The sequence below is a fragment of the Ewingella americana genome (assembly GCF_006438725.1).
Lineage (GTDB): Bacteria > Pseudomonadota > Gammaproteobacteria > Enterobacterales > Enterobacteriaceae > Ewingella > Ewingella americana_A.
In genome coordinates, this window is sequence record NZ_RCZD01000001.1 from 442,953 (window position 1) to 465,615 (window position 22,663).

The 22,663-nt window shown below is 51.5% G+C and carries 23 protein-coding genes and 1 pseudogene; 16 read left to right on the forward strand and 8 right to left on the reverse strand.

From position 1 onward, the window contains the following. Nucleotides 1-71: 71 nt before the first annotated feature. Nucleotides 72-1,442: an LLM class flavin-dependent oxidoreductase gene (locus tag EAH77_RS01925; RefSeq protein WP_140470108.1), complete on the reverse strand. Its 1,371-nt coding sequence runs from the start codon at nt 1,440-1,442 to the stop codon at nt 72-74. A 262-nt stretch (nt 1,443-1,704) separates the two neighbouring features. Here EAH77_RS01925 and EAH77_RS01930 point away from each other — a divergent pair, with 262 nt between their 5' ends. The 9 genes from EAH77_RS01930 (at nt 1,705) to EAH77_RS01970 (ending at nt 11,085) form a co-directional block, all read left to right on the forward strand. Continuing rightward, complete coding sequence (locus EAH77_RS01930) at nt 1,705-2,889, forward strand: M20 peptidase aminoacylase family protein (RefSeq protein WP_140470109.1); 1,185 nt, start codon at nt 1,705-1,707, stop codon at nt 2,887-2,889. Between the two features lie 320 nt (nt 2,890-3,209). Continuing rightward, a complete protein-coding gene (locus EAH77_RS01935) occupies nt 3,210-4,802 on the forward strand; it encodes an amidohydrolase family protein (RefSeq protein ID WP_206664873.1) in 1,593 nt (530 codons plus the stop codon). Between the two features lie 132 nt (nt 4,803-4,934). Beyond that, complete coding sequence (locus EAH77_RS01940; protein ID WP_206664874.1) at nt 4,935-5,957, forward strand: ABC transporter substrate-binding protein; 1,023 nt, start codon at nt 4,935-4,937, stop codon at nt 5,955-5,957. A gap of 38 nt (nt 5,958-5,995) precedes the next feature. Then, entirely contained in the window at nt 5,996-6,745 is a 750-nt protein-coding gene (locus EAH77_RS01945; RefSeq protein WP_161985758.1) for an ABC transporter permease, read from the forward strand. A 15-nt stretch (nt 6,746-6,760) separates the two neighbouring features. After that, nucleotides 6,761-7,537 carry an ABC transporter ATP-binding protein gene (locus tag EAH77_RS01950; protein ID WP_194150466.1) on the forward strand — a complete coding sequence of 259 codons (777 nt, stop codon included), beginning with the start codon at nt 6,761-6,763 and terminating at the stop codon, nt 7,535-7,537. A 287-nt stretch (nt 7,538-7,824) separates the two neighbouring features. Further along, on the forward strand, nt 7,825-8,757 hold the full coding sequence (locus EAH77_RS01955) for an ABC transporter substrate-binding protein (RefSeq protein WP_140470112.1): 933 nt from the start codon (nt 7,825-7,827) through the stop codon (nt 8,755-8,757). 25 nt (nt 8,758-8,782) lie between these two features. Continuing rightward, nucleotides 8,783-9,313 (forward strand): GNAT family N-acetyltransferase, encoded by a 531-nt coding sequence (locus EAH77_RS01960; RefSeq protein ID WP_140470113.1) that lies wholly within the window; start codon nt 8,783-8,785, stop codon nt 9,311-9,313. Further along, nucleotides 9,306-10,214 (forward strand): amino acid ABC transporter permease, encoded by a 909-nt coding sequence (locus EAH77_RS01965; RefSeq protein ID WP_140470114.1) that lies wholly within the window; start codon nt 9,306-9,308, stop codon nt 10,212-10,214. The genes EAH77_RS01960 and EAH77_RS01965 overlap by 8 nt, the downstream gene beginning before the upstream one ends. A 19-nt stretch (nt 10,215-10,233) precedes the next feature. Next, nucleotides 10,234-11,085 carry an amino acid ABC transporter ATP-binding protein gene (locus EAH77_RS01970; RefSeq protein WP_140470115.1) on the forward strand — a complete coding sequence of 284 codons (852 nt, stop codon included), beginning with the start codon at nt 10,234-10,236 and terminating at the stop codon, nt 11,083-11,085. Here EAH77_RS01970 and EAH77_RS01975 read toward each other — a convergent pair. Both EAH77_RS01975 and EAH77_RS01980 read right to left on the reverse strand, forming a co-directional pair. Then, nucleotides 11,080-11,673 carry a GNAT family N-acetyltransferase gene (locus EAH77_RS01975; protein ID WP_140470116.1) on the reverse strand — a complete coding sequence of 198 codons (594 nt, stop codon included), beginning with the start codon at nt 11,671-11,673 and terminating at the stop codon, nt 11,080-11,082. The two genes, EAH77_RS01970 and EAH77_RS01975, sit on opposite strands and share 6 nt — an antisense overlap. Before the next feature lie 45 nt (nt 11,674-11,718). Beyond that, the gene (locus EAH77_RS01980; protein ID WP_140470117.1) at nt 11,719-12,609 is read right to left on the reverse strand and encodes a LysR substrate-binding domain-containing protein; all 891 of its coding nucleotides are present in this window, start codon (nt 12,607-12,609) and stop codon (nt 11,719-11,721) included. Between the two features lie 124 nt (nt 12,610-12,733). On the opposite strand from EAH77_RS01980, the gene EAH77_RS01985 reads away from it, so the two are divergent. Next, nucleotides 12,734-13,315 carry a nuclear transport factor 2 family protein gene (locus tag EAH77_RS01985; protein WP_140470118.1) on the forward strand — a complete coding sequence of 194 codons (582 nt, stop codon included), beginning with the start codon at nt 12,734-12,736 and terminating at the stop codon, nt 13,313-13,315. Between the two features lie 37 nt (nt 13,316-13,352). On the opposite strand, the gene EAH77_RS01990 is transcribed toward EAH77_RS01985, so the two are convergent. Continuing rightward, nucleotides 13,353-13,553 (reverse strand): hypothetical protein, encoded by a 201-nt coding sequence (locus EAH77_RS01990; RefSeq protein WP_140470119.1) that lies wholly within the window; start codon nt 13,551-13,553, stop codon nt 13,353-13,355. 214 nt (nt 13,554-13,767) lie between these two features. Between EAH77_RS01990 and EAH77_RS01995 the strand changes: the two genes are divergently transcribed. Beyond that, nucleotides 13,768-15,495: a potassium/proton antiporter gene (locus EAH77_RS01995; protein WP_140470120.1), complete on the forward strand. Its 1,728-nt coding sequence runs from the start codon at nt 13,768-13,770 to the stop codon at nt 15,493-15,495. Nucleotides 15,496-15,590: 95 nt separating this feature from the next. Here EAH77_RS01995 and osmE read toward each other — a convergent pair whose 3' ends face one another. Beyond that, complete coding sequence (osmE, locus tag EAH77_RS02000; protein WP_140470121.1) at nt 15,591-15,926, reverse strand: osmotically-inducible lipoprotein OsmE; 336 nt, start codon at nt 15,924-15,926, stop codon at nt 15,591-15,593. Between the two features lie 253 nt (nt 15,927-16,179). On the opposite strand from osmE, the gene EAH77_RS02005 reads away from it, so the two are divergent. Further along, nucleotides 16,180-16,782 (forward strand): cupin domain-containing protein, encoded by a 603-nt coding sequence (locus tag EAH77_RS02005; protein WP_140470122.1) that lies wholly within the window; start codon nt 16,180-16,182, stop codon nt 16,780-16,782. A 4-nt stretch (nt 16,783-16,786) separates the two neighbouring features. Here the strand turns inward: EAH77_RS02005 and EAH77_RS02010 are convergent, their stop codons facing one another. From EAH77_RS02010 to EAH77_RS02020, 3 genes and pseudogenes are all read right to left on the reverse strand, one after another. Continuing rightward, nucleotides 16,787-17,287, reverse strand: coding sequence for a GNAT family N-acetyltransferase (locus tag EAH77_RS02010; protein ID WP_140470123.1), 501 nt, complete (start codon nt 17,285-17,287; stop codon nt 16,787-16,789). 57 nt (nt 17,288-17,344) lie between these two features. Beyond that, complete coding sequence (locus EAH77_RS02015; RefSeq protein WP_140470124.1) at nt 17,345-18,994, reverse strand: methyl-accepting chemotaxis protein; 1,650 nt, start codon at nt 18,992-18,994, stop codon at nt 17,345-17,347. Between the two features lie 73 nt (nt 18,995-19,067). Further along, nucleotides 19,068-19,229: pseudogene (locus tag EAH77_RS02020) on the reverse strand (IS3 family transposase); the annotation flags it as partial. Nucleotides 19,230-19,672: 443 nt separating this feature from the next. Here EAH77_RS02020 and EAH77_RS02025 point away from each other — a divergent pair. From EAH77_RS02025 to EAH77_RS02040, 4 genes are all read left to right on the forward strand, one after another. After that, nucleotides 19,673-20,461 (forward strand): class I SAM-dependent methyltransferase, encoded by a 789-nt coding sequence (locus EAH77_RS02025; RefSeq protein WP_140470125.1) that lies wholly within the window; start codon nt 19,673-19,675, stop codon nt 20,459-20,461. A gap of 72 nt (nt 20,462-20,533) precedes the next feature. Next, nucleotides 20,534-21,055: a dCTP deaminase gene (dcd, locus tag EAH77_RS02030; protein ID WP_140470126.1), complete on the forward strand. Its 522-nt coding sequence runs from the start codon at nt 20,534-20,536 to the stop codon at nt 21,053-21,055. 30 nt (nt 21,056-21,085) lie between these two features. Next, entirely contained in the window at nt 21,086-21,598 is a 513-nt protein-coding gene (locus EAH77_RS02035) for a dCTP deaminase (protein WP_194150467.1), read from the forward strand. Then, complete coding sequence (locus tag EAH77_RS02040) at nt 21,595-22,659, forward strand: hypothetical protein (RefSeq protein ID WP_140470127.1); 1,065 nt, start codon at nt 21,595-21,597, stop codon at nt 22,657-22,659. Before EAH77_RS02035 ends, EAH77_RS02040 begins: the two co-directional genes overlap by 4 nt. Nucleotides 22,660-22,663 lie beyond the last annotated feature (4 nt).

A 22,663-nucleotide genomic window follows, 5' to 3' on the forward strand; every position in this document is an offset into this window, starting at 1 on the left:
ACAACGGTACTACGAACAAAAACTCATATCAATAGCAGTGAAAAATATAAGATAAACTTATTAACAAAAGATTAACCGACCGCTATTTTTTGGCGTACATCGTTCTTCTGTGAATAACGGTTCACTTTGTAAGGAATATCCAGGCGTTCTCTCAGCGTTTGGCTCTCCGTCGCCGGGTGCCAGTAGCCCCGTTCGGCCAGCACCGGCAGCACTAAGCGCGTGATGTCCTCCAGCGCTTCAGGCAGCACCGGTCCGCTGATGATAAACCCGCTGGCACCGCCCTCTTCGACCCAACGGATAAAGGTGTCGGCCACCTGCTCCGGCGTGCCGAAAAACTCCCCCTTAGGCAACGTGGTCTGGAAGGCCACATCGCGCAGCGTCAGGTTGTGCTCCTTCGCCAGTCGTTTGATTTGATCGGTGGTCGAACGGAAGGTGTTCTGCCCGAGATCGCCGACGTCCGGGAACGGCGCGTCGAGCGGGTACTGCGAAAAGTCGTGATGGTCAAAGAAACGCCCGAGATAGGCCAGCGCATCGTCAACGGAAATCAGTGACAGCAGCGTTTGATATTTGGCTTCAGCCTCGGCTTCGGTCGCGCCAACAATCGGGCTGATACCGGGGAAAATCCCCACCGGCTGACGCCCATTTTTCGCCACCTGTGCCTGCAATTTGGCAGAATACTCTTTGGCTTCCTCCAGCGTACGCGCATTGGTAAAGACCGCGTCGGCAGATTTCCCCGCCAGCGCGATGCCCGCTTCAGAAGCACCGGCCTGGAAAATCACCGGCTGGCCCTGTTGCGAACGCTTAATATTCAACGGCCCTTCCACCGAGAAAAATTGCCCCTGATGGTTGAGCTTATGCAGTTTGGCGGCGTCGAAAAACACCCCGCTTTCACGGTCACGGATAAAGGCATCGTCTTCCCATGAGTCCCACAACCCCTGCACCACGCTGATGTACTCTTCGGCAATCTGATAGCGCAGCGCATGTTCCGGATGGTCTTTACCGAAGTTTTTCGCCGAACCCGCCAGCGGTGAGGTCACTACGTTCCAGCCCGCGCGGCCGTGACTGATATTGTCGATACTCGCCAGCTGGCGTGCCACGGTGAACGGGTCACTGTAGGAGGTGGAAATAGTGCCCGCGAGACCAATACGATCCGTCACCGAGGCCAGCGCCGACAGCAGCGCCACCGGCTCAAAGCGGTTGAGAAAATGTGGCAGGGATTTTTCATTGATGTGCAGCCCGTCCGCCACAAACAGGAAGTCGAAATTGGCGGCTTCGGCCTTCAGCGCCAGTTCGCGAAAATAGGGGAAATTCACGCTGGCGTCCGCCGGCGCTTTTTCATGTCGCCATGAATTCATATGACCACCGGCACCGTGCAGCATCAGGCCCAGTTTTATGCTTTTTTTATTGGCAGAACGTTTAGTTGATTCAGGGAATTGGCTCATGTTCAGGCTCCGTAATAATCGCTTGGCGATAAGATACGAAAAGAATTTCATACAAGTTGCCGCAAGCTAAATATAAAAACCGTCGTTCTAATGTCATTAATTAGCTAATGACATTCAGGGCAATAAACCCAAAAAGATATACGAAAAGATATAAATGATAACCAGAGGATATTTAGTAAAGCGGGGGAAACCGTTCAGGATTAAACCGAGCATTCGATCTCCTGCCAGCTCCTGCTGATTAATAGAATAGGACGTAAAAAATATGAGCCTTTACTCTGCCGACGAAATACGCGGCGCCACATCGCACACGCCCGCCTCTCTTGAGGAACGACTGATCGCCCATCGTCGTGAACTGCATCAGAACCCGGAGTTGTCGAATCACGAATTCGCTACCACCAAACGTATTACCGCCTGGCTGAACCAGGCTGGTATTCGCATTCTGGACTTAGGCCTGAAGACCGGCGTGGTGGCTGAAATTGGCCCGCAGGACGGCCCGCTGGTGGCGCTGCGCGGTGATATCGACGCGCTGCCGATTCACGAAATTTCCGGCGTACCGTTCAGTTCGCAACAGGCGGGCGTGATGCACGCCTGCGGCCATGATTTCCACACCTCGGTGATCCTCGGCGCGGCTTACCTGCTGAAAGCGCGGGAAGCTGAACTGAAGGGCCGTGTGCGGTTATTCTTCCAGCCTGCCGAAGAGCGTTTTAACGGCGCACTGCAACTGATTGAGGCCGGAGCGCTCAACAATGTCGATGCCATTTTTGGCCTGCACAATGCGCCGCAGTTGCCGGTCGGCACCTTCTCCACCAAAGGGGGGGCGTTCTATGCCAACGTTGACCGCTTCCAGATAACCGTCACCGGCAAAGGCGCGCACGCCGCACACCCGGAAGACGGTATCGACAGCATTGTCACCGCCAGCCACATCGTCACCGCTCTGCAAACCCTGGTCAGCCGCCACTTCAGCACTCAAGAGTCGGTGGTGGTCAGCGTCACCCGCATTGAGGGCGGCAATACGTGGAATGTGCTGCCACAGGAGGTCTACCTCGAAGGCACGGTGCGCACCCACAATGCACAGATCCGCGAACAGGTGCCGGAGAAAATCCGTCAGGTGATAACCGGCGTAGCCCAGGCACTGGGGGCCGAAGCCGAACTGTTCTGGTTCCCCGGCCCACCCGCCGTCGTCAATACTCCGCGTTGGGCCGAATTTGCCAGCGAAGCCGCCCGTGAGGCGGGGTATAACGTTGAACTGTCGGAGCCACAAATGGGTGGCGAAGACTTCGCGCATTATCTGCATCATGTCCCCGGCGCATTTGTCAGCATCGGTTCGGCCAGCGAATTCGGCTTACATCATCCTAAATTTAATCCGAATGAAAAAGCCATTTATCCAGCAGCCGTTTATTTCCAGCAATTAGCGGAAAAAGCGCTGAATGAATTAAAGGATAAATAGAAAAAATCCATACACGGCGAAACCGGCCCCCCCGGGCTGGTTTTACCTGCGCGTGGTTTAAATAAGCTTAACCTCTGACCCGACGCCACAGAGTCCTTTAAACGCTCCCCTTTTAACCCAATGAATATCAAAGAGTATTAAAATACTCCCCCTCTCTGATACAGATTAATTTCTGCTTCAAACATCATACAAAAACCCTATGAATGACCATGTTGTCATCCTCAGGGAAGCGCGATATTGTTTCGTTGAAGCGCGCTTTGCTACGACAACAGTAGTGAAAGATCTGGGTTGGCGTGCCCGTCCACAGAGAGGTTATCGCCATGAGCGAAAATCCGGTTGGGCAGGCAGTAATGTCATCACGCCCAGTCAATAATCCCCATGATTCACAGACCGTTATACGTTGTGCCCGACTCCTGACTTTCGATCCCGCCCGCCCGGAATGGCTTTGTGCTGACATTCTGATTAAGAACGGGGTGATTCAGGCCATAGATGCCGATCTTAGTGCACACATTGACGCTGAAACCCAGGTCATTGAGGCCCACGGACATCTGGTGATGCCGGGGTTGATCAACGCCCATTTCCACTCTCCTGCTAACTTTTTAAAGGGCATGCTCGACAGCCTGCCGCTTGAGCTGTTCATGCTGTATGAAGTGCCGGAAGGCAAGGATGCGGCAGTCAATGCCCGCACCGCCTATATCCGTACGCTGTTAGGTTGTGCTGAAATGCTCAAGCTGGGTGTCACGGCAGTGCAGGACGATGCATTCTTCCTTCCTTGCCCGTCGGCCGCCGAGATTGACGCCGTGATGTCGGCTTACCGTGACAGCGGGATCCGTGCCAGCGTCGCCCTTGATCAGACTGAAGTGCCCGAACTGCAAAAATTACCCTTCTTATCAGAGTTAGTTCCACCTGAACTCAAAGCCCAACTCCTGACCCCGCCGCCGATGTCAGCCAAAGCGTTACTGGAGTATTACCACCAGTTCATTCAACGCTGGCATGGTCAGGAAAATGGCCGTTTACGTGCGGCGGTATCCTGCTCCGCGCCACAACGGGTCACACCAGAATACCTGCGGGAATTGGACAATCTAAGCAAACAATATGGCTTACCTTTTTATATCCATATGCTGGAAACACGCCTGCAGCGGGTGTTTGGAGAAGTTTGCCTGCAAAAACGTTCATTAATCCGTTATGTGGATGACCTTGGCCTGCTGTCTGAGCGCATGAATGTTATCCACGCGGTGTGGATTGATGACGAGGACATCGCCTGTCTGGCCCGTACCGGGGCTAAAGTTATTCACAATCCTATCAGTAACTTGCGACTTGGCAGCGGCGTGATGCCCTTCCACCGTCTCGCCAAGGCCGGCGTCACTATTGCGCTGGGTTCCGATGAGATCATCGCCGATGACAGCGTGAATTTGTGGTCAGTGATGAAAACCGCAGCGCTCATCCACACTCAGGGAGATGCCAACCCCGACCACTGGCCAAAAGCCGATGAAATCCTTAACAGCATGTTTCACGGCGGTGCAGCGGCCATGTTGCAGGAAGATGAGTTAGGTCGTTTACAGGTGGGTTATGCCGCTGATCTGATCATGCTCGACCTCGACTCACTGCCGTTTACGCCCCTCAATGATCTGCCCCGCCAGCTGGTCTATGCCGACGCCAGCCGAGCGGTTGTGATGACGATGGTGGCGGGTGAGGTTGTCATGCGCGATGGCCAATTATTAACCCTTGATGAAGCCGCATTACGTAAAGAAGCACGGGAATTATTTGCCCGGTTAAGCACTCAACGCGACGCCTTAATGGAGCAAGCAGCGCAACGCCTGCCGTTTTATCGCGCGATGTATAACAAGTCTCTCACCATTGATGTCGGGATGAACCGCTGGGTTGGTGATGCCAATCCTGCGCAGAGTAAATAACTTTCTGCGCGATGTTTCATCAAAACCTGGATAAGCCACAGACATCGAAATACGGCTAAGCGCAGGGGGATCCCCCGCACGTATTTTCCGCTATGACGAGTCTATATCACCGCGAATAATGAGGAATACAGCATGTTGAAGAAAAGCAAATTAACTCAGGCCCTTCTTTCCGCTTCTTTTATTATGGCTGCTTGTTCAGCGACGCCGTCGGCTAATGCGGCAGAGAAAGAGATGCGCGTTATCTGTAATAACTGGTCAGGTTTTGCACCGGTATTTGTTGCCAGTGATTTAGGGTATTTCAAAAAACTGGGACTAAAAGTGGATGTGAAGTTTGACGACGCGCAGTCCGATGCCATGGCCGCCATCACCGCCGGTGATGTGGAAGTTGATATGCGCACCATCGATGACTATCAGCGACGTCCAAGAACCGCCTCAACGCCGGGCGTGATCATCGGTACTATTGATGAATCCACCGGCGGCGATGGCGTCGTCGCCGAGGGTTCGGTGAAAACGGTGGCAGACCTGAAAGGCAAAACTGTTGCCATCGAAAATGACATTCCAGCCTATTTACTGCTGGAGCTGGAATTAAAGAAAGCCGGCATGAGCTATAACGATCTGAACATTAAACAAACCTCCGGCTCCGACGCGCTGTCTGTATTTGCTGATCCGCACGTTAGCGCTATTGGTACCTTCCAGCCGTTTATGAATAAAGCGGTGGAATTACAGAAAAAACGAGGTGCTCATATTATTGTTTCCTCAGCAGCCTATCCCGGCACCATCGTTGATGTGATGATCGTTAACCAGAAGAAGCTACAGGCTGATCCCGTCGCCTATCGTGATTTCCTGATTGGGATCTACAAAGCCGTGGCTTATTACCAACAGAACCCGACAAACTTTATTCATCTGGCAGCGCCGCATTTCGGCCTGAGTGACAAAGACTTTAAAGACAGTATCGACGGCAGTCTCGCCTATACCAATCTGGCAGAGGTCAAAAAATATTTAGGTGAAACCCAAAATCCGGGGCCGGCTTATCAGATTTTTGACTCGCTGATGCAACTCAATGTCGAAAATAAAGCCGCCGATAGCCTGTTATCCGCCCAAAAATCGATCGACACATCGGTGGTCAATAACATCTCAGACTCGGATCTGCACTAATGGGCTTCCTGCAGATAGATTTTTCACTGCGGGGGACGTTGACCCGCACTGAAAAAGTGGTGATTGGCATCAGCACCAGCGTGTTATTGCTCGCCGGGTGGCAGATATCGTCCTGGCTGGGCTGGCTGGATCCGATATTCCTGCCCTCTCCGGTCGCCATTCTGAGCAGTCTTAATACGCTGTTAATACAGCAGAATTTGCTGGGTAATGCGGGGATATCCATCGAGCGAATATTACTGGCGTTCACCCTTTCAGTGGTAATGGCCGTGCCACTGGGATTATTAATGAGCAGCTATCCGGTCATTAATGCCGCACTGGAGCCGGTGAATGATTTCATTCGCTACTTGCCGACGCCTGCGCTGGTTCCCATCAGTATTATCTGGTTTGGTATTGGCGAGGAGACCAAGATATTTCTGCTGTGGCTGGGCACTTTCTTTCAATTAATTTTGCTGGTGGTCGAGGATGCCAACCGGGTACCCGATGAATTCATTGAAATGGCAAAAACACTGGGGGCCAAACCCTGGCAGATTATTAAAGACATTATCTGGCCTACCATGCTGCCTTCATTATTCAATAATCTGCGGGTAATGCTTGGCTGGTGCTGGACGTATTTGATTCTGGCCGAAATTGTCGCCTCCGACAGCGGCCTGGGCTTTATTATCTGGAATGCCCGGCGTTATATGCAAACCGATCAAATGATGGCTGGTGTTTTTGTTATTGGCATCATCGGCATGGTGAGCGATCAGCTAATGCGCTCCCTCCATCGCCGCCTCTTCCACTATCAGTGATACCGGGATATTGCCATGTCAGCAGAGTATTTGGTTTTTGATCGTGTCACCAAACAGTTTGGTGACTTACCGGTGGTCGTGCAGCCGTTTAATCTGGCTATTCCTAAAGGCCAGTTTACGGTTTTTCTTGGCCCCTCGGGCTGCGGAAAAACCACCTTAATGCGCATGTCAGGCGGGCTGGATACACCCACTCAGGGTGAAATCCGCCTCGAGGGCGAAATGATCAGTCAGCCCGATTCACGGCGCGGCATGGTTTTCCAATCCTACTCCTCGTTTCCCTGGATGACTGTGGCGCAGAATGTCGCTTTCGGGATGCGTTATAACTCGAAATTCGATAAGCAGACCGTGCAAAAACGCACCGCACACTATTTAGCGCTGGTGGGATTAAGCGATTTTGCCGACGTTTACCCGGCGAAAATATCCGGCGGCATGCGCCAGCGGGTAGCCATCGCCAGAACATTGGCGGCAGGTTCAGAAATTCTGCTGATGGATGAGCCTTTTGGCGCGCTGGATGCACAACGGCGTGAACAGTTACAACTGGAACTGCGGAAAATACAAAGTGAGGAGTCACGGACGGTTATTTTCGTCACTCATGATGTTGAAGAATCGGTATTTCTTGCCGACCGTATCGTGATTTTTTCATCCCGCCCGACTCGCATATTGGAGGATATCGATGTCACCGCCCTGCTGGGTAGCCAAAGAACGCTGTCTTTGCGCGACAGTCAGGATTTTTTCCAACTGAAAACCCGGGTGCTCCAGGCGGTTCGTGCTGCTAATGCCGAGTCCCTGTAGCCCTGCGTTGATGTAATAGCCCGTAAACCTGAAGGTGCCGGTTCTGGTCACCTTCAGGTCACTCTAGCAGCCTGCTAACCCGCCGCCCTTTTACGCCGCCATTAATTCCTTCCTTTCCCTGTAATTCGCCTTTCCCTTTATTTTTTATGGACAAAATTTTCAGCCCCCTTATTTGCCTTTTATCAGTTTAGTTATTTAATTTTGTTGTTTTACATCCCCTCAGCGCTCGGGAATAGTGAATTCAACACCTGCTAAGACCGATAAAACAATAAGGGATAATAACAAAAATGATGCATAGCGCTAAATTAGCTAAATTAACCGCAGTGGCCGCCGTGGTCCTTTTCTCCGGGGTAGCCAATGCCGCACCGGGCATTGACCTGATCGCCAATGAAACGCCGATTAACACACCAAAGAGTGCGGAAGCGGCGGCAAAAATTCCGGCCAACTTTAAGTTTGTGGAGCCCGGCACGCTGACCGTGGCGCTGGCCGTCTTAGGCAGCGCACCGCCGTTCGGGCTGTTTGCCCGTGACAACAAAACGGTGATCGGCAGCGAAGCGGACATCGCCCGTCTGGTGGCCGACGGCCTGGGGCTGAAACTCAAAGTGGTACCCGCTTCGTGGGAAGACTGGCCGCTTGGCGTTACCTCCGGCAAATATGACGCCGCCATCTACAACATTACCGTCACCAAAGAGCGCAAAACCAAATTCGATTTTGCCACCTACCGTCAGGATACGCTGGGCTTCTACGTGAAAACCGGCAGCAAAATTAAATCCATTACCTCCGCACCGGATATCGCCGGTAAGAAAATCATCGTCGGTTCCGGCACCAATCAGGAAGCCATTCTGCTGGCCTGGGATAAAGAGAATCAGGCCAAAGGTCTGGCGCCCTTCCAGCCGCAATATGTCACCGATGACGCCGCCGCCACGCTGGCGATTCAGTCTGGCCGCGCCGACGCCACCTTCGGGCCGAACGTCACCGGCGCGTATAAATCACTGCTGACCGGCAAAACCGTGCTGGTCGGTACCGTCGCCGGTGGCTGGCCGAAAACCGCCAACATCGCGGTGACGCTGAAGAAAGGCAACGGACTGGTAGATGCGGTGCAGGCCTCGCTCAACAGCGCCATCGCCAGCGGCAGCTACCTGAAAGTACTGGACCGCTGGGGCGAGAGCGTCGAGAAAATCGACCACTCTGAAATCAACCCGCCGGGTCTCGGCGACTAACCATCACGCTCAGCAGGAGCCGACCATGAGCCAGGATATTTTCATACAAACCCTGCCGGATGATCCGCTGATCGCCCCGGTGATCGACGGCTTGTTCGGCGAATACCGCGCCCGTTACGGTGACTATTTTGGCGAACAGGAACAGGAGCCGCTGAGCTATTACGCGCCGCCGGACGGGGTGTTTATTGTGTTACTGCGTGAAGGCGTGCCCATTGCGATGGGCGCATTCAAACGCTATGACGCCGAGACCGCTGAACTCAAACGCATCTGGACCGACCGCACCCTGCGCCGTCAGGGTCTGGCACAAAAAATCCTGATTGAGCTGGAACAGCGGGCGCAGGCATTAGGTTACCGCCAGCTGTTTCTGACCACCGGTTTCCGCCAGACCGAAGCCGTCGGGTTATACCTTTCCAACGGCTATCAGCCGCAGTTCGATACCCGCGTGGATCCGGTGGTCTACTCACTGCCGCCGTATGACGGCAGATTGCCCTTTACCAAGGCGCTGCCGGTGACACACGCCGCGGCGCTGAACGTGGCGGAGAACGTGTATGACTGAAATCCCGCTTCGCCAAAACGATGAGCCACCGCTGAAAGTCGTCCCCGCCCGCTACCCGCTGCGGCTGGTCGGGGCGGTGTTCTCGCTGTTTATTCTGCTGGTGATCGTCCAGTCGATTGCCACCAACCCGCGCTGGGAGTGGTCGGTATTCCGCCAGTGGTTTTTCGAGCCGGCAATTTTGCAGGGACTGGCGAAAACGCTGTTGCTGACGCTGCTCGGTACGCTGTTTGGCATTATCTTCGGCACCGCGCTGGCGCTGGCCCGCTTGTCGAAATCTTACCTGCTGAACGCACTGGCCTGGGGTTATATCTGGCTGTTCCGCTCGCTGCCGTTGCTGCTGGTGTTGATCATTCTCTACAACTTTTCCTATCTGTACGACAGCTTGTCGTTCGGCATTCCTTTTACCTCGATTGAGTTCTTCAGCCACCCGACCGTCGATCTGCTGGATCAGTTCTCCGTCGCGGTGCTCGGCCTGTCGCTGGTGCAGTCGGCCTACACCGCCGAGATCATCCGTGGCGGTATTTTAGGGGTGGAACACGGCCAGCACGAAGCCGCGGCGGCGCTCGGCCTGCCGGGTTACCGCCGCACGTTTCGCATTATTCTGCCGCAGGCGCTGCGGGCGATTATCCCGACCGGTTTTAACGAAGTGATAAGCCTGGCAAAAGGCACGTCGATTGTTTATGTGCTGTCGATGCCGGAGCTGTTTTACACCGTGCAGGTGATTTACAACCGGACGCAGCAGGTGATCCCGCTGCTGATGGTGGCGGCGGTGTGGTATCTGGTCATCACCACCGTGCTGTCGGTGTTGCAGTATTACGTCGAACGTTATTTCTCACGCGGTGCGGTGCGCGAACTTCGCCCGACGCCCATCCAACGATTTCGCCTGTGGGCGCGCGGCTAAGCCGTGAAGGAGCAACCCGATGTCCGAAGCCTTTGATCTGTTCGTCCCCCACCCGCCAGCCAAAACGGCGGATACCGTTTTTCTGCGCCGCCCGCAGGCCAGCAGCGCCGCGCCGGGGCGCATCGAAATCCGCCATCTGAGCAAGCATTTCGGTGCCCATAAAGCGCTGAATGACGTCAGCCTGACGATTGAGCCCGGCACGGTGACGGTGATCCTCGGCCCGTCCGGTTCAGGGAAATCCACCCTGCTGCGCACCATTAATCACCTTGAGCGCGTCAACGAAGGGACGATTCAGATCGACGGCGATTACGTCGGCTACCGGCGCAAAGGCGATAAGCTTTACGAGCTGAAAGAGAGCGCCATCCTGAAACAGCGCACCCACGTCGGTTATGTGTTTCAGAACTTCAATCTGTTCCCGCATATGTCGGTGCTCGACAACATTATTGAAGCCCCCATCGTTCACCGCCTGCTGAACCGCAAACAAGCCATTGCCCGCGCCTATGAGCTGCTCGACACCGTGGGCCTGCGCGAAAAAGCCCACGCCTATCCGCGCCATCTTTCCGGCGGCCAGCAGCAGCGTATCGCCATCGCCCGCGCGCTGGCGCTCAATCCGAAAGTCATGTTATTCGACGAACCGACCTCGGCGCTTGACCCCGAACTGGTCGGCGAGGTGCTCGACGTCATCAAGAAACTGGCCCAGTCAGGCGTCACAATGGTGGTGGTCACCCATGAAATCGGCTTCGCCCGGCAAGTCGCCGATCAGGTGGTGTTTATGGTGGATGGGGCCGTTGTGGAGAGTGGGAGTGCGGAACAGGTACTGGAGAGACCTGTTCATAAGAGGACCCGAAGCTTTTTAGAAAAAGTTTTATAAAAACTGGGCAGCAGCCCAATCCCCTTTCCGCAGCCGATACAGGCAATGCTCCTGCAGCCAGCTCCCCGGCCCGACTGCCGGATGGTCAAAGTTTTCATCCGGGCTAAGGATCATACCCATTCTCTGCATCAGCGCTTGTGAACGGATATTCGGCAACGCGGTGAACGCGACAATCTCATTGAGATTCAGCTGGTTAAAACCAACATTGAACGCAGCGTGGGCGGCTTCGCTGGCCAACCCTTTTCCCCAGGCTTCTGTGCAAAGACGCCAACCCATTTCCACACAGGGAGTAAACGGCAGGTTATAACCCGGCGTATGCAGGCCAAGGAAACCGATAAACTTGCCGTCATCACGGGTTTCCAGCGCCCAGATCCCCCAGCCGCGCTCGACGATAAGCCCGCTACAGCGTGCTGCCATTCCATCACTTTGTTCCCGGGTCAGCGGTGACGGGAAAAACTCCATCACTTTTGGGTCAGCGTTCATAGCCGCAAAAGGCACAAGATCCTCTTCACGCCACTGCCGTATCAACAGGCGCGGCGTAGTGATTTCGATGATTGGGGTGACAACGGGAACGGTAAACGCTTGCATGTTTTCTCCTTGCTGATGGACCGGTTGTAGCTAAGAAACAGCATTTCAGAATACCAGATCCAGCCGGCTTAATGCCAACCACGCCAGCACCGCTCCGGTACTTTCTTGTTTGCGCTGCAGAATAGTCATGTTGGCACGCAGGTTGAAATCATGCAGCGGTTTATAGAGCAGCCCGGGTAGCGGAACCTGTTCGAAGGTGGCCGGTACCATTGCCAGCCCCTGCCCGGCTGCTGCAAGAATTAATACGCTCAGCGTGCTGGAAACGCGATGGGAGATGTTGGGTTCGGCGCCCAGAGCCTGCCGCAGTTGAGCGAGCTGACCGGCATCAGCGGCCCCTTCGGTGGCATACACCACCAGTGGTTCTGCGGCGATCATTCCAGTGGTCAGAAACGGCTGCGCGGCCAGCGGATGGTCAGACGCCATGGCGATCATCATCGGCCAGTCGCCAACCCGCTCGGCACTTAGCTGGTCGTCAACATCAAACCCCATTTCCGGACAATACCCAACGTCAATCTCACCGGCCATGATCGCCTGCCCCTGCAACTGCGGCCCCATTTCGCGCAGTTCCAGTTCGACCTGTGGATAGGCCGCGCTGAAGGTGCGCATATCCGCCAGTAACTTGCCGGTAAACACCGCGTTACCGGCAAACCCAATACGTACCCGGCCAGTTTCTCCGCGCAGGGAGCGCTGCACCAGGGTTTTGGCTCTTTCGGCCTGCGCGACAGCCAGCCCGGCTTCTCTGCGGAACAACCGCCCGGCCTCGGTCAGTTCGACTTTGCGGCTGGTACGCAGAAACAGTGACCCGCCGATCTCCTCCTCCAGCGACTTAATCTGCATGCTCAGTGCGGGCTGTACGATGTTAAGTCGCTGCGCGGCACGGCCAAAGTGCCCCTCTTCGGCTACAGTCAGAAAGTAACGCATTTGACGCAGATCCATTCCGGCGATTCCATCAATTAAAATGATTAATAACTCAATTTAAACTATTTGTTTTGATGGCTGCAAGAACCGATGCTGTGCACAGAAAAATTCAGTTACCCCGCTTTATTTCAGGAAAAACGCCATGAGTAATACATTACAAGACCGTCAGGACATCGCCGACTTAATGACTGGTTGGATCCACCGTGATTTGGCCGAGTGGAATCAGTTGCTGGAACTTTTTCATGATGACGGTGTGATTGAAGTGACCTGGTTTGAAGGCCTGTTCAGCCAGTTCGTAGAAGGTTCGAAAAAGATGGGCGGCTCAGATTTTGCCACCAAACATTTAATCGCCTCGCCGGCCGTTACCTTTAACGGTAACCGCGCCATTGTTGAAACCAACGCCATTATTATTGGTGAAAACACTAAGCTGGGTTTGGGTTGCAACGGCCATAACCGTTTTTATGATTTGGTGGAAAAACGTGATGGCGTGTGGCGTATTGTGAAACGCCAGTCGATTTACGACATGGGCAATTTCACTTTCCCAACGGGCGTGGTTGAGATTGATAAGAGCGTGGTAGCAAAATACCCGCGTGAATACGCGGCGCTGGCCTATCTGCTGGAGAAAAGTGGTTTCCCGGTGAAACGGGTATTCGCCACTAAATTTAGCAGCCAGGAACAAGAGATGAAGGCTGCCGGTAACCAATGGCTGGCTGAAGCGAAGTAATACCAACTTGCTGCATCCGCCTCAACCACTCAAGAGTTTATCCGTTGTCTTTCCCGGTCTTGGGGAATTCGTGGTCAGTAGGGACTTCCGGCAGGTCATCAAGAGCGGGCTGGATCCCTTCTGAGATATAATCTTTTGCCGCTTTGGCCTGTTCATGGCCTGTCGCATCCCGCACCAGGACATGTTTGATTGTGCCATCTTCCAGTACTTCACGGTGAATACCGGTAAATTCGCTCATAAGTTCCTCTTTATGCTAATCAACTGAAGCCGGATACAAGTTACCGACAATGACGTGCTCATGTTTAAGCATAGTTTTTTTCTGGAAAAACTCGAATAACAAAAATCCGAACATTCCTTCAGCGGCAATAACCTTTTCCTGATAAATTAACGGGCTAGTCAGGAGTACACTGGCTTCCTCAGGATTTATCGGCGCACCGACAGGAGAAGGCATTTTGGACGCGAGCACTATCAACACACTTTTTTTTATTGGCGCCCTGTTGGTAGCAGCAAGCATTCTGCTCAGTTCGCTCTCTTCACGCCTTGGGATCCCCATTTTGGTCATTTTCCTCGCCATCGGTATGTTGGCGGGTGTTGACGGCATTGGCGGAATTGCCTTCGATAACTATCCGGCGGCCTATCTGATCAGTAACCTGGCGCTGGCGGTGATTTTACTCGATGGGGGTATGCGCACCCGCGCCTCCTCCTTTCGCGTGGCACTCTGGCCCGCCCTGTCTCTCGCCACCGTCGGCGTACTGATCACCGCCGGGCTGACCGGTCTGGCAGCCGCCTGGCTGTTTAAAGTGGATTTGATTCAGGGCTTGCTGATTGGCGCCATTATCGGTTCAACCGATGCTGCCGCCGTCTTTTCGCTGATTGGCGGTAAAGGTCTGAATGAGCGTGTGAGTGCGACGCTGGAGATCGAATCCGGCAGTAATGACCCGATGGCGGTATTTCTGACCATCACGCTTATCGATATGATCGCCAAAGGCCAACACGGCCTGAGCTGGATGTTCATACTGGATGTTATTCAACAATTCGGGCTGGGGATTGTTTTCGGTCTGGGCGGCGGCTGGCTGCTGCATAAACTGATTAATAAGATTTCACTGGCTACCGGTTTATATCCGCTGCTGGCGTTCAGCGGCGGGCTGATGGTGTACGCGCTGACGGTAGCAATGGACGGCAGCGGAATTCTGGCGGTCTATCTGTGCGGGCTGGTGTTGGGCAATATGCCGATCCGTAACCGTCACGGCATTATGCAAACCTTCGACGGGCTGGCGTGGCTGAGCCAAATTGGCATGTTCCTGGTACTCGGCCTGCTGCTGACGCCGAGCAATTTGCTGCCGATTGCGGCGGGTGCGCTGGCGCTCTCGGTGTGGATGATCTTCTTCGCCCGCCCGCTTTCCGTGTTCGTCGGGCTGCTGCCATTCAAGAACTTTACCCTGCGCGAACGCTTCTTTATCTCGTGGGTCGGTTTGCGCGGCGCGGTGCCGGTGATCCTGGCGGTGTTCCCAATGATGGCCGGCATTCCACAGGCCAATCTGTACTTCAATGTCGCGTTCTTTGTGGTGTTGGTGTCGCTGTTGTTGCAGGGAACCTCGCTTGGCTATGCGGCGAAAAAAGCCCGGGTCATCGTTCCCCCTATGCCAACGCCGGTGTCGCGCGTGGGGCTGGATATCGACGTGTATAACAACTGGGAACAGTTTATTTATCAGCTTGGATCGGAGAAATGGTGCGTTGGCGCCGCGTTGCGTGATTTGAAAATGCCGCAAGAAACGCGGATCGCCGCCCTGTTTCGCGGTACTGAGATGTTGCACCCGACCGGCAGTACCCGCCTGAAAGAGGGCGATATTCTGTGTGTGATTGGGCAGGAGAAGGATTTACCGGAACTGGGTAAACTGTTCAGTGACAGCAACGCCGTGGTGCTTGACGACCGCTTCTTCGGTGACTTTATATTGCAGGCCAATGCGCCTCTTGAAGCCATTTCACAGCTCTACGGCCTGAATCTGGATGATTCCGTCGATAAGTCACTGTCACTGGGCAACTTTGTGATTAAGCTGCTCGGGGGCGAACCGGTCATCGGCGACCATATTGAATGGGACGGCCTGACCTGGACTATCGCGGAAATGGAAGGCAAAGATGTCAGTAAAGTCGGCGTGAGAATTGTGACGCAAAAAGCCTGAGAAATAGAGAAGAAGAGACATAAAAAAACGCCTGTCAGGTTTAACCTTGCAGGCGTTTTTATTTTCGACGTTCAATTAAACCTTACGTCAAACCGTTATTGTGCAGCGGATTGCGGGTCTTTGTCGTAATCAGAACAAGACTGGTAGCCTTTATTCATGACATGACCGGTGTCATTGAAGCTGACGAAATAGGTCTGTGCTTTACCATCACGTGGGGCAACGGCATAAGTCTGGCAAGTCCCTTTAGCATGTACCAGCGTCGCTTCGGTTGACGGTGGTCCTGCAAGGGCGCGTACCTGAGCTTTAGTCATACCGACTTTAACGTCACTGACCACGGGCTCTTTAACGTAGCTTGCCGCACGATCGTAAGTCTGACACCCAGCAAGGACTGAAACGGCTGTAGCAACAATAATCAACATTTTCTTATTCATGACTTCTTTCTCCTGAAGTGCTTTATGTCCTATTAAGCGTAGAAGAGATAAGGATTTTTTCCAGCACATATGACTTTTATTTATCAATTTCACCACAAATTCAGTTTTTTCTGATAACCAACTGTGTCGCAAATTCCTGCCTATTTACCGGCAAATATAATGTTAACCCGCCGATTTTGTTCTATACATGAAGGTTGTAAGCCATTGAGCTTACGTGCTTCATTTTATTTTTTTGCGACAAGGAGCCGTGCTCATGCCTTTGGATCGACGCCAGTTTTGTACGCTGCTTAGTGTGGCTGCCCTGCTGCCGCTCTCCCTGTCACTCAAAGCCCAACCCAGAGAAGTTGCCGTGGAAATTCTGCATATCGATAAACCCGACGGTGGCGTGCCCAATAACCGGCTGCCCCTGCTGATTTACCATCATGTGATCCCGCCGCAGGTGGTGGATAATGCAGACTATCTGGAACATCTTTTTAAATCCAACGGCTGGCCGCCTCAGTGGTGCTATCCGGTTTATCCCTTCACACATTTTCACGCCAATACGCATGAAGTGTTGGGGGTGTTTTCGGGAACCGCACAGCTGCAACTCGGTGGAGAGAAAGGCAAAGTGGTACACGTCAATGTGGGTGATGTGCTGCTGATCCCAGCCGGTGTGGGGCACAAACAGATGTCAGCCGACGAGGATTTTATGCTGGTAGGGGCATACCCGCCGGACGTGACCGCCGATCTTTGTCACGATGAGCCAAAGAAAATGGCCGGGCGGGTAAAAACTATCGAACAAGTCCCGCTACCGCTAACCGATCCGGTGACCGGTCATTCGGAAGGCAGCATGTTGTACTGGCACGGCAAGAACTGAGTTTTCAGCGCAGCGGGCGCTGCATGACCGTGACCTGCTCGTTATCTACTTCGCGGGTTTCAACCTCCTGCCAGCCGAGACGCGCATACAAAGCTTGCTGATCTGGCGTATAGAGCCACAGTGTGTCGACATCGGTCTGACTTGCCCGCGCGATACAGGCTTTAACCAGCGCCGAGCCGATCCCCTTACCGCGCATCGCATGGCAGGTAAACACTTCACCGAGCCAATATTTGCGCTCAGGCACATCATCAAGTTCATAACGCATAACGCTGGCGGTGCCGGTCACCTGGTCGTTTTCATCAAAGGCGACCAGCACGAACTGGCGGCCACTGCTTGCTATGCGCTGTTCAAGACGCTGACGGATGTAGTCTTTCTGTGCCCAGTGCGGGAAATCTGACCATTCGCCATGCAAATGTTGGGTGATCACCTCAAGATATTGGGGAACATCGGCAAGGCTGGCGATTTTCACCGCACAGGCACTGGATGGGGAAGAAGTCTCAGTCATGGGAAAACCGTTTTAAGCTATCAGGGGGAACTAATTTGTCGATTCCCCCCTTGGCTGTCAAGCCGCAGCCGGTATTTCTCCCAATCCAAATCGAGAAACCGCTTTTTCCAGTCGTTGTGACTGCGATAACAGTTGTTGTGACGAACTGGCCGCCTGCTGTGCCAGTTGGCTATTTTGTTGCGTCACTTGGGTCAGCGTAACAATACGTTCTGAAACTTCATCAATGCTCTGGCGCTGATCCTGAGACGCCTCGGCGATTTCACTGACCAGCGTATGCAGGCCGCTGAAAAGGGTGATGATCTCATTCAGGCTTTTACTGAGAAGCGTGACTGACGTTGAACCGCGCCCAATTTGCGTCACAGACTCTTCAATAAGCAGATGAATCCCGCGCGTAGAATGGCTGCTTTTTTGCGCCAGCAGACCGATCTCTTTGGCCACCACGGCAAAACCGCGCCCGTACTGCCCGGCGTGTGCGGCCTCAATCGCCGCGTTTAAGGCCAGAATATTGGTCTGAAACGCCACGTTGTCGATTATCGCCACAATGCTGCTCATTTCCGCCGACTGGCTGACGATCTCTTTCATCGCTGAATCTACTTTTATCATCACATCGCCACCGCTGGTCGCGACTTTCTGCGCCTGTTCTGCGCGCTGGCTGGCCTGATGCGCGTTCTGCGCATTGTCTTTCACACGCTCGGTGAGTGACGTGATGTGATGATTTGCCGCATTAAGTTCATCGTGCTGTTTCAGTGATTGTGAAGATAACTCTTCATTACCCTGCGCAATTTGGTTGATGTTAACCATGATTTGCGAGGAGGCATCGCGCACTTCACTGATAAGCCGTCTCAGACCGGTCTGCATTCCGCGCAGGCTTTCATTAAGCTGATGAACCTCGCTCACCCGTGAGGTTTTGCCGTCAATCTGACCAGAGAGGTCCCCCGCGGCCAGTACACCAATGTGAGCAATCACCTGTTGCAACGGGCGAATGACCCAGCGGGTAATGCCGTGCCAGACAGCAAAGGCTATCAACGCAAGCAACCCTAGCGCCCCAAAAAAAAGTATTTTGGCCTGTGATAACGTCCCCAGTAGCCGGTCACTAAGCGACACGGCTGTCTGCTCGTTAACGCTGAGATATCGGTAGTATTTATCGCTGAAATCATCCTGAAAGGCCTGGATCGGCACATTAAAGAAAGCATCAATGGTGTTGGTTTTTTGCAAACCCTCCGACTGTTCGCGCAGGCCGTCGTAAAACATCTGATAGCTGACTTGCAGTTCAGCCGCCGCTTTCTGTGCATCTCCCTGCAAACCTCCGGTGAGGGCCGCAAACTGCCGGAAGTATTTATCCGAGGCGACCAGCGAAGCCTGTGATGCTTCCATCAGGCTATGCCAACTGCCGTCAGAGCCGGTTTCCTTATCCTGCATGAAATAAATGCCAGCCCGGTTGAGCTTGTCGCTGGCCATCAGCAATTCCATGCGGGCTTTGTCCATGACCGCTTGCTGCTGGCGCAGACTTTCGGTGGCAATGACGTTTTGGCGGGCGTCTTGTAAAATATTGGCCAGGGTCAGGGTTGAGAAAATCTGTAACGCCGAAAACAGCGTAATGACACAAATTACCCCAAAAAGAATCCCCCGCTGGCGGGATATGAATATTGAACGGAGTGCTGTGGTTAAAATGCGTGGCAAATTAGTAAGAGGAAATGTTAATTTCATGATTATTCTGCGTAATTTTTAATGTAAGCAGAATTTTAATCCCTGGAAATGACATAAATATTTCAGGGATCACCATGTCACTCACCCAATGCGTATTTGGGGCTGGAACAACGAACTGGCGTTCAAGATAATTGGGGCTGGCAACTGAAGGTTTTCCGCCCCCGTAATAGCGTCGTTTTCGGTATCCAGTCTGAGACGCTAATTCAGCGAACCTCATGAGGTGCACGATCCTGTTACCGTCCAGGGGGGCACGCCAAATGAGGCAAAAAAGTGTCTACGAAATCCGGATCTATTCCGTTTTGATGCAGTAAGTGTAATAAAAAAGTTAATTATTATGTCATGCTGTATTAAATATTTTAATTTAAAATATTAATATTCAATTTGTCAACAAAATAGAGTTCATTTTTTTCATTTCAAACACATATCAGAGCAATCGTTTGCTTTAAAAAGGAAAGCAGCCTCAAATTGCAATAAAAAGAGAAAATAAAGCACAGATTTCTACTCATCGCTTTAATGGCGAATTATTATTTTTTTGCTGATAATAGCAAAAAAATAATCGCCTTGACTATTGTCCCTCCAGGTTTAGAATCTTCCGCAGAGTATATATAGAGAGTTCACCTTCGCTCGGATGAATAATCTATTTTAGAAATCTCAAACCAACAAAATAAAGGAATAATTGTGCCTATCAACAACCCAATATGGAGTCAGGAAGAGTTAACTGGCAATATAAAATACAACAAAGACTTAGCCACAATAATAAAAAACAACGCATGGCATGGACTATTTGAATCACCCAAATGGATTTTGATGAACCCCGCCGATGAAGTTATTGACTTTTATCATAAATACATCGTTAACCCCTCTTTAGCTTTACGTAATCGATTCTCACTTTCTGGCAATAAGCTCCATGATCTCGGTTGTGGTGGCGGACGTCATCTGTTTTACTTTAATGAACGAGGTTTTGAGGTTACGGGCAGTGATTTGTCTGAAAATGCCATTGAGTTTACAAAGTCTGAATTAGCACGCCGTCAACAAAGCGCAGAACTCGTTCTTTGCCCAATGACAGAACTCCCCTTTGAAAATGATACATTTGATATTACTGTATCTCGTGCTGTTATCAACCACGCCTCTTTACAGGATGTTAAAAAAACCATCTTTGAAGTTGCCCGCACAACCAAACAAGGTGGCCTATTTTTCGTCACTTTCTCTTCGGAACGTGCATCCGATTGGAAAAAAGGTACGGAAGTTGAAGAGGATGTCTCCTATATTCCAGAGTCTGGCCCGGAAAAAGGTCTTATTCATACTTTCCTGAATGCTGCAGCCACATCAGCTCTGCTCGAACCGTTTTTCCGTATAGAAGAAATTTACTTGTACGAACACCCGTCTTGGGTAACTGATGCTCCTGGCGCCTCGAGTCCAAATGAATATTTTGGTTCTGAATACGTCGCTATTTGCGTGCGCCGCTAATATTATTTAGCCATGGCAGTTTCTCGCAATGGAGGGCTGCCACTTATTTTGTGGTGTTCAAGGTATTTAAAGATGATATTGACAGGAAAATCCATTGAGGAATTTGTCAGGAATGGTGACATTTCCATATCTCCTTTCTCCAAAAATAATATAACAACAAATTCTTATGATCTTACTTTAGGATGCCAATTTATTCGGTATAGTGAAGAGGTTATGGATCCTAAGAAAGAAAATAAATACGATATTATTGAGTGTGGCCCTGAAGGCATATTACTGAGCAAAGGGGATTTTCTATTAGCTCATAGCATTGAAAAACTCGGCAGTAATAAGTATGTTCCCATTATTCACGCCAAATCCAGTATCGCCAGGCTGGGGCTCTTTGTGCATATCACAGCAGACTTAATTGACATTGGTTCATTTGGCTGTGTAACCTTCCAGTTGCATAGCACCTTACCGATAAGATTATTTCCCGGAATGAAAATAGGCCAAGTAACGTTCTGGAAACCTCTGGGGGAGATTATTCCCTACAGCGGGAAGTATCAGGGTTCTGTGGGGCCGAGGGCATCGATGGCTTATTCAGATTTTAAAGTGTAATAATCAAACAATTCAACATGGACTCAGAATATGATTCTTACCGGCAGCGAAATAAAAAAGAGAACCGCCAGTAACGACATTACTATAATTCCATTTAATGAAAAACAATTAAATCCAAACAGCTATAACTATTGTTTAGGCCCACGATTAGGTATTCCTAACCTCACTGGGAATAATGTTTCTTTTGACTTTATCGATCTCCCTCCAGAGGGATTTGTAATGGATGCTGGAACCACTTATTTGGGGCATACGCTGGAGATTTTGGGTAGCAATAAATTCGCTATGTCTCTGATTGGGCGTAGCTCTTTAGGACGTCTAGGCCTTTTCTTGCAAGTTTCAGCTAATCTTGGACATACCGGGGCCTGCCATCAATGGACATTGGAGTTAGTTGCTACCCGCCCTTTCCGACTCTATCCTGGTATGCGTATCGGTCAAATATCTTTCTGGGTTAATCAGGGTTCTCCGGGTCTGTACCATGGGGGATATTCCGCCTACAACAACCCACAAGTGTCGAAAATAGTACCATTGGTTGAGTCTGTATGATGAATATTACCAGTAAAACACTCAGTGATAATAAACTGCATCTCATGGCATCAGAAAAAGTGCGTGCTAAAGAGGCTTTTTCACAGGCTTTTTCGGGGGCTGGTTTTACTTTTCATCAACCTGATGGATTGATACCCAGCCATGATAAATCCACCCTATTTACAGGCTCTACTATTAGTACCTTTAAGCCTTATCTGCAACAAAATGCGGGACTTGTTCTAAATCCTATGTTTACGGTTCAGGACTGTTTACGCACCCAAAATAATCTTGCGATGCAAGATGTAGTCAATTACCCCAAATGGTCTTCTCTGTTTAGTAGTGTAGGCGCAATCGGGCGATATCAGGATCGCTATCTAATAGTTCAGGCTTTGCGTGATTTCATCTCTAACCTGGAGCTGAATACTCCTGCGCGTCTGCGGATTAATATTGCTAGCCTGGACCATGATATTATTGACATGCTGGAGGCTGGAGGGATGGCTGATTATCTCCATTTTGATAGCCAACAACCAGCCTATTACTGCCATAAGTTTGGTATGGATGGCATTACTGGCCGAAACTGCAACCTTGCCGTCAGCAGTGATGGCGAAACGTTTATGGACATTGGTAATCTCATTGTCATTGAGTCAGCACAGGCACCGCTTGGTGTTGAAGCGGCATTCGGGCTTGAAACCATCGTCACGCGTATGCATGGGTTGTGCAGCTCAATTCTGGCTTTGAGCGCAGCCACTTGCTTTTCAATCCACTCAGCTGAAAACTTGTACATCATTGATGCATTGGTTGCCTGTGTCGCCATCATGTCATTCGATATCCAACCTATAGCGAATAATCGAGGCAGAGTTTTGCGTCGATATCTTCAAGGCCTAAATCAGTTACGCTTAAAAAATAGTATATCAATCGAATTTATTGCAGATGCTGCCAGACATTTCGAACTAACCCATTACAAAACACAGCATATCTATAAGAGGATTGAACAATATCTGCAGCAGCATACATTGTTAGTAGTACAAGACCTGACATTATCTAATATTAACATGCGCCTATCCCACAGCTTGTACAAATAAATAA

Bases quoted from the DNA above. Each gene is read 5' to 3' on its own strand.
- EAH77_RS01950 (WP_194150466.1), top strand. From the start codon at position 6,761: ATGTCAGCAGAGTATTTGGTTTTTGATCGTGTCACCAAACAGTTTGGT.
- dcd (WP_140470126.1), top strand. From the start codon at position 20,534: ATGATATTGACAGGAAAATCCATTGAGGAATTTGTCAGGAATGGTGAC.
- EAH77_RS02010 (WP_140470123.1), bottom strand. From the start codon at position 17,287: ATGACTGAGACTTCTTCCCCATCCAGTGCCTGTGCGGTGAAAATCGCC.
- EAH77_RS02015 (WP_140470124.1), bottom strand. From the start codon at position 18,994: ATGAAATTAACATTTCCTCTTACTAATTTGCCACGCATTTTAACCACA.
- EAH77_RS01940 (WP_206664874.1), top strand. From the start codon at position 4,935: ATGTTGAAGAAAAGCAAATTAACTCAGGCCCTTCTTTCCGCTTCTTTT.
- EAH77_RS01965 (WP_140470114.1), top strand. From the start codon at position 9,306: ATGACTGAAATCCCGCTTCGCCAAAACGATGAGCCACCGCTGAAAGTC.
- osmE (WP_140470121.1), bottom strand. From the start codon at position 15,926: ATGAATAAGAAAATGTTGATTATTGTTGCTACAGCCGTTTCAGTCCTT.
- EAH77_RS01975 (WP_140470116.1), bottom strand. From the start codon at position 11,673: ATGCAAGCGTTTACCGTTCCCGTTGTCACCCCAATCATCGAAATCACT.
- EAH77_RS01925 (WP_140470108.1), bottom strand. From the start codon at position 1,442: ATGAGCCAATTCCCTGAATCAACTAAACGTTCTGCCAATAAAAAAAGC.
- EAH77_RS01970 (WP_140470115.1), top strand. From the start codon at position 10,234: ATGTCCGAAGCCTTTGATCTGTTCGTCCCCCACCCGCCAGCCAAAACG.
- EAH77_RS01990 (WP_140470119.1), bottom strand. From the start codon at position 13,553: ATGAGCGAATTTACCGGTATTCACCGTGAAGTACTGGAAGATGGCACA.
- EAH77_RS01930 (WP_140470109.1), top strand. From the start codon at position 1,705: ATGAGCCTTTACTCTGCCGACGAAATACGCGGCGCCACATCGCACACG.
- EAH77_RS01935 (WP_206664873.1), top strand. From the start codon at position 3,210: ATGAGCGAAAATCCGGTTGGGCAGGCAGTAATGTCATCACGCCCAGTC.
- EAH77_RS01980 (WP_140470117.1), bottom strand. From the start codon at position 12,609: ATGGATCTGCGTCAAATGCGTTACTTTCTGACTGTAGCCGAAGAGGGG.
- EAH77_RS01960 (WP_140470113.1), top strand. From the start codon at position 8,783: ATGAGCCAGGATATTTTCATACAAACCCTGCCGGATGATCCGCTGATC.
- EAH77_RS02005 (WP_140470122.1), top strand. From the start codon at position 16,180: ATGCCTTTGGATCGACGCCAGTTTTGTACGCTGCTTAGTGTGGCTGCC.
- EAH77_RS02035 (WP_194150467.1), top strand. From the start codon at position 21,086: ATGATTCTTACCGGCAGCGAAATAAAAAAGAGAACCGCCAGTAACGAC.
- EAH77_RS01985 (WP_140470118.1), top strand. From the start codon at position 12,734: ATGAGTAATACATTACAAGACCGTCAGGACATCGCCGACTTAATGACT.
- EAH77_RS02040 (WP_140470127.1), top strand. From the start codon at position 21,595: ATGATGAATATTACCAGTAAAACACTCAGTGATAATAAACTGCATCTC.
- EAH77_RS01955 (WP_140470112.1), top strand. From the start codon at position 7,825: ATGATGCATAGCGCTAAATTAGCTAAATTAACCGCAGTGGCCGCCGTG.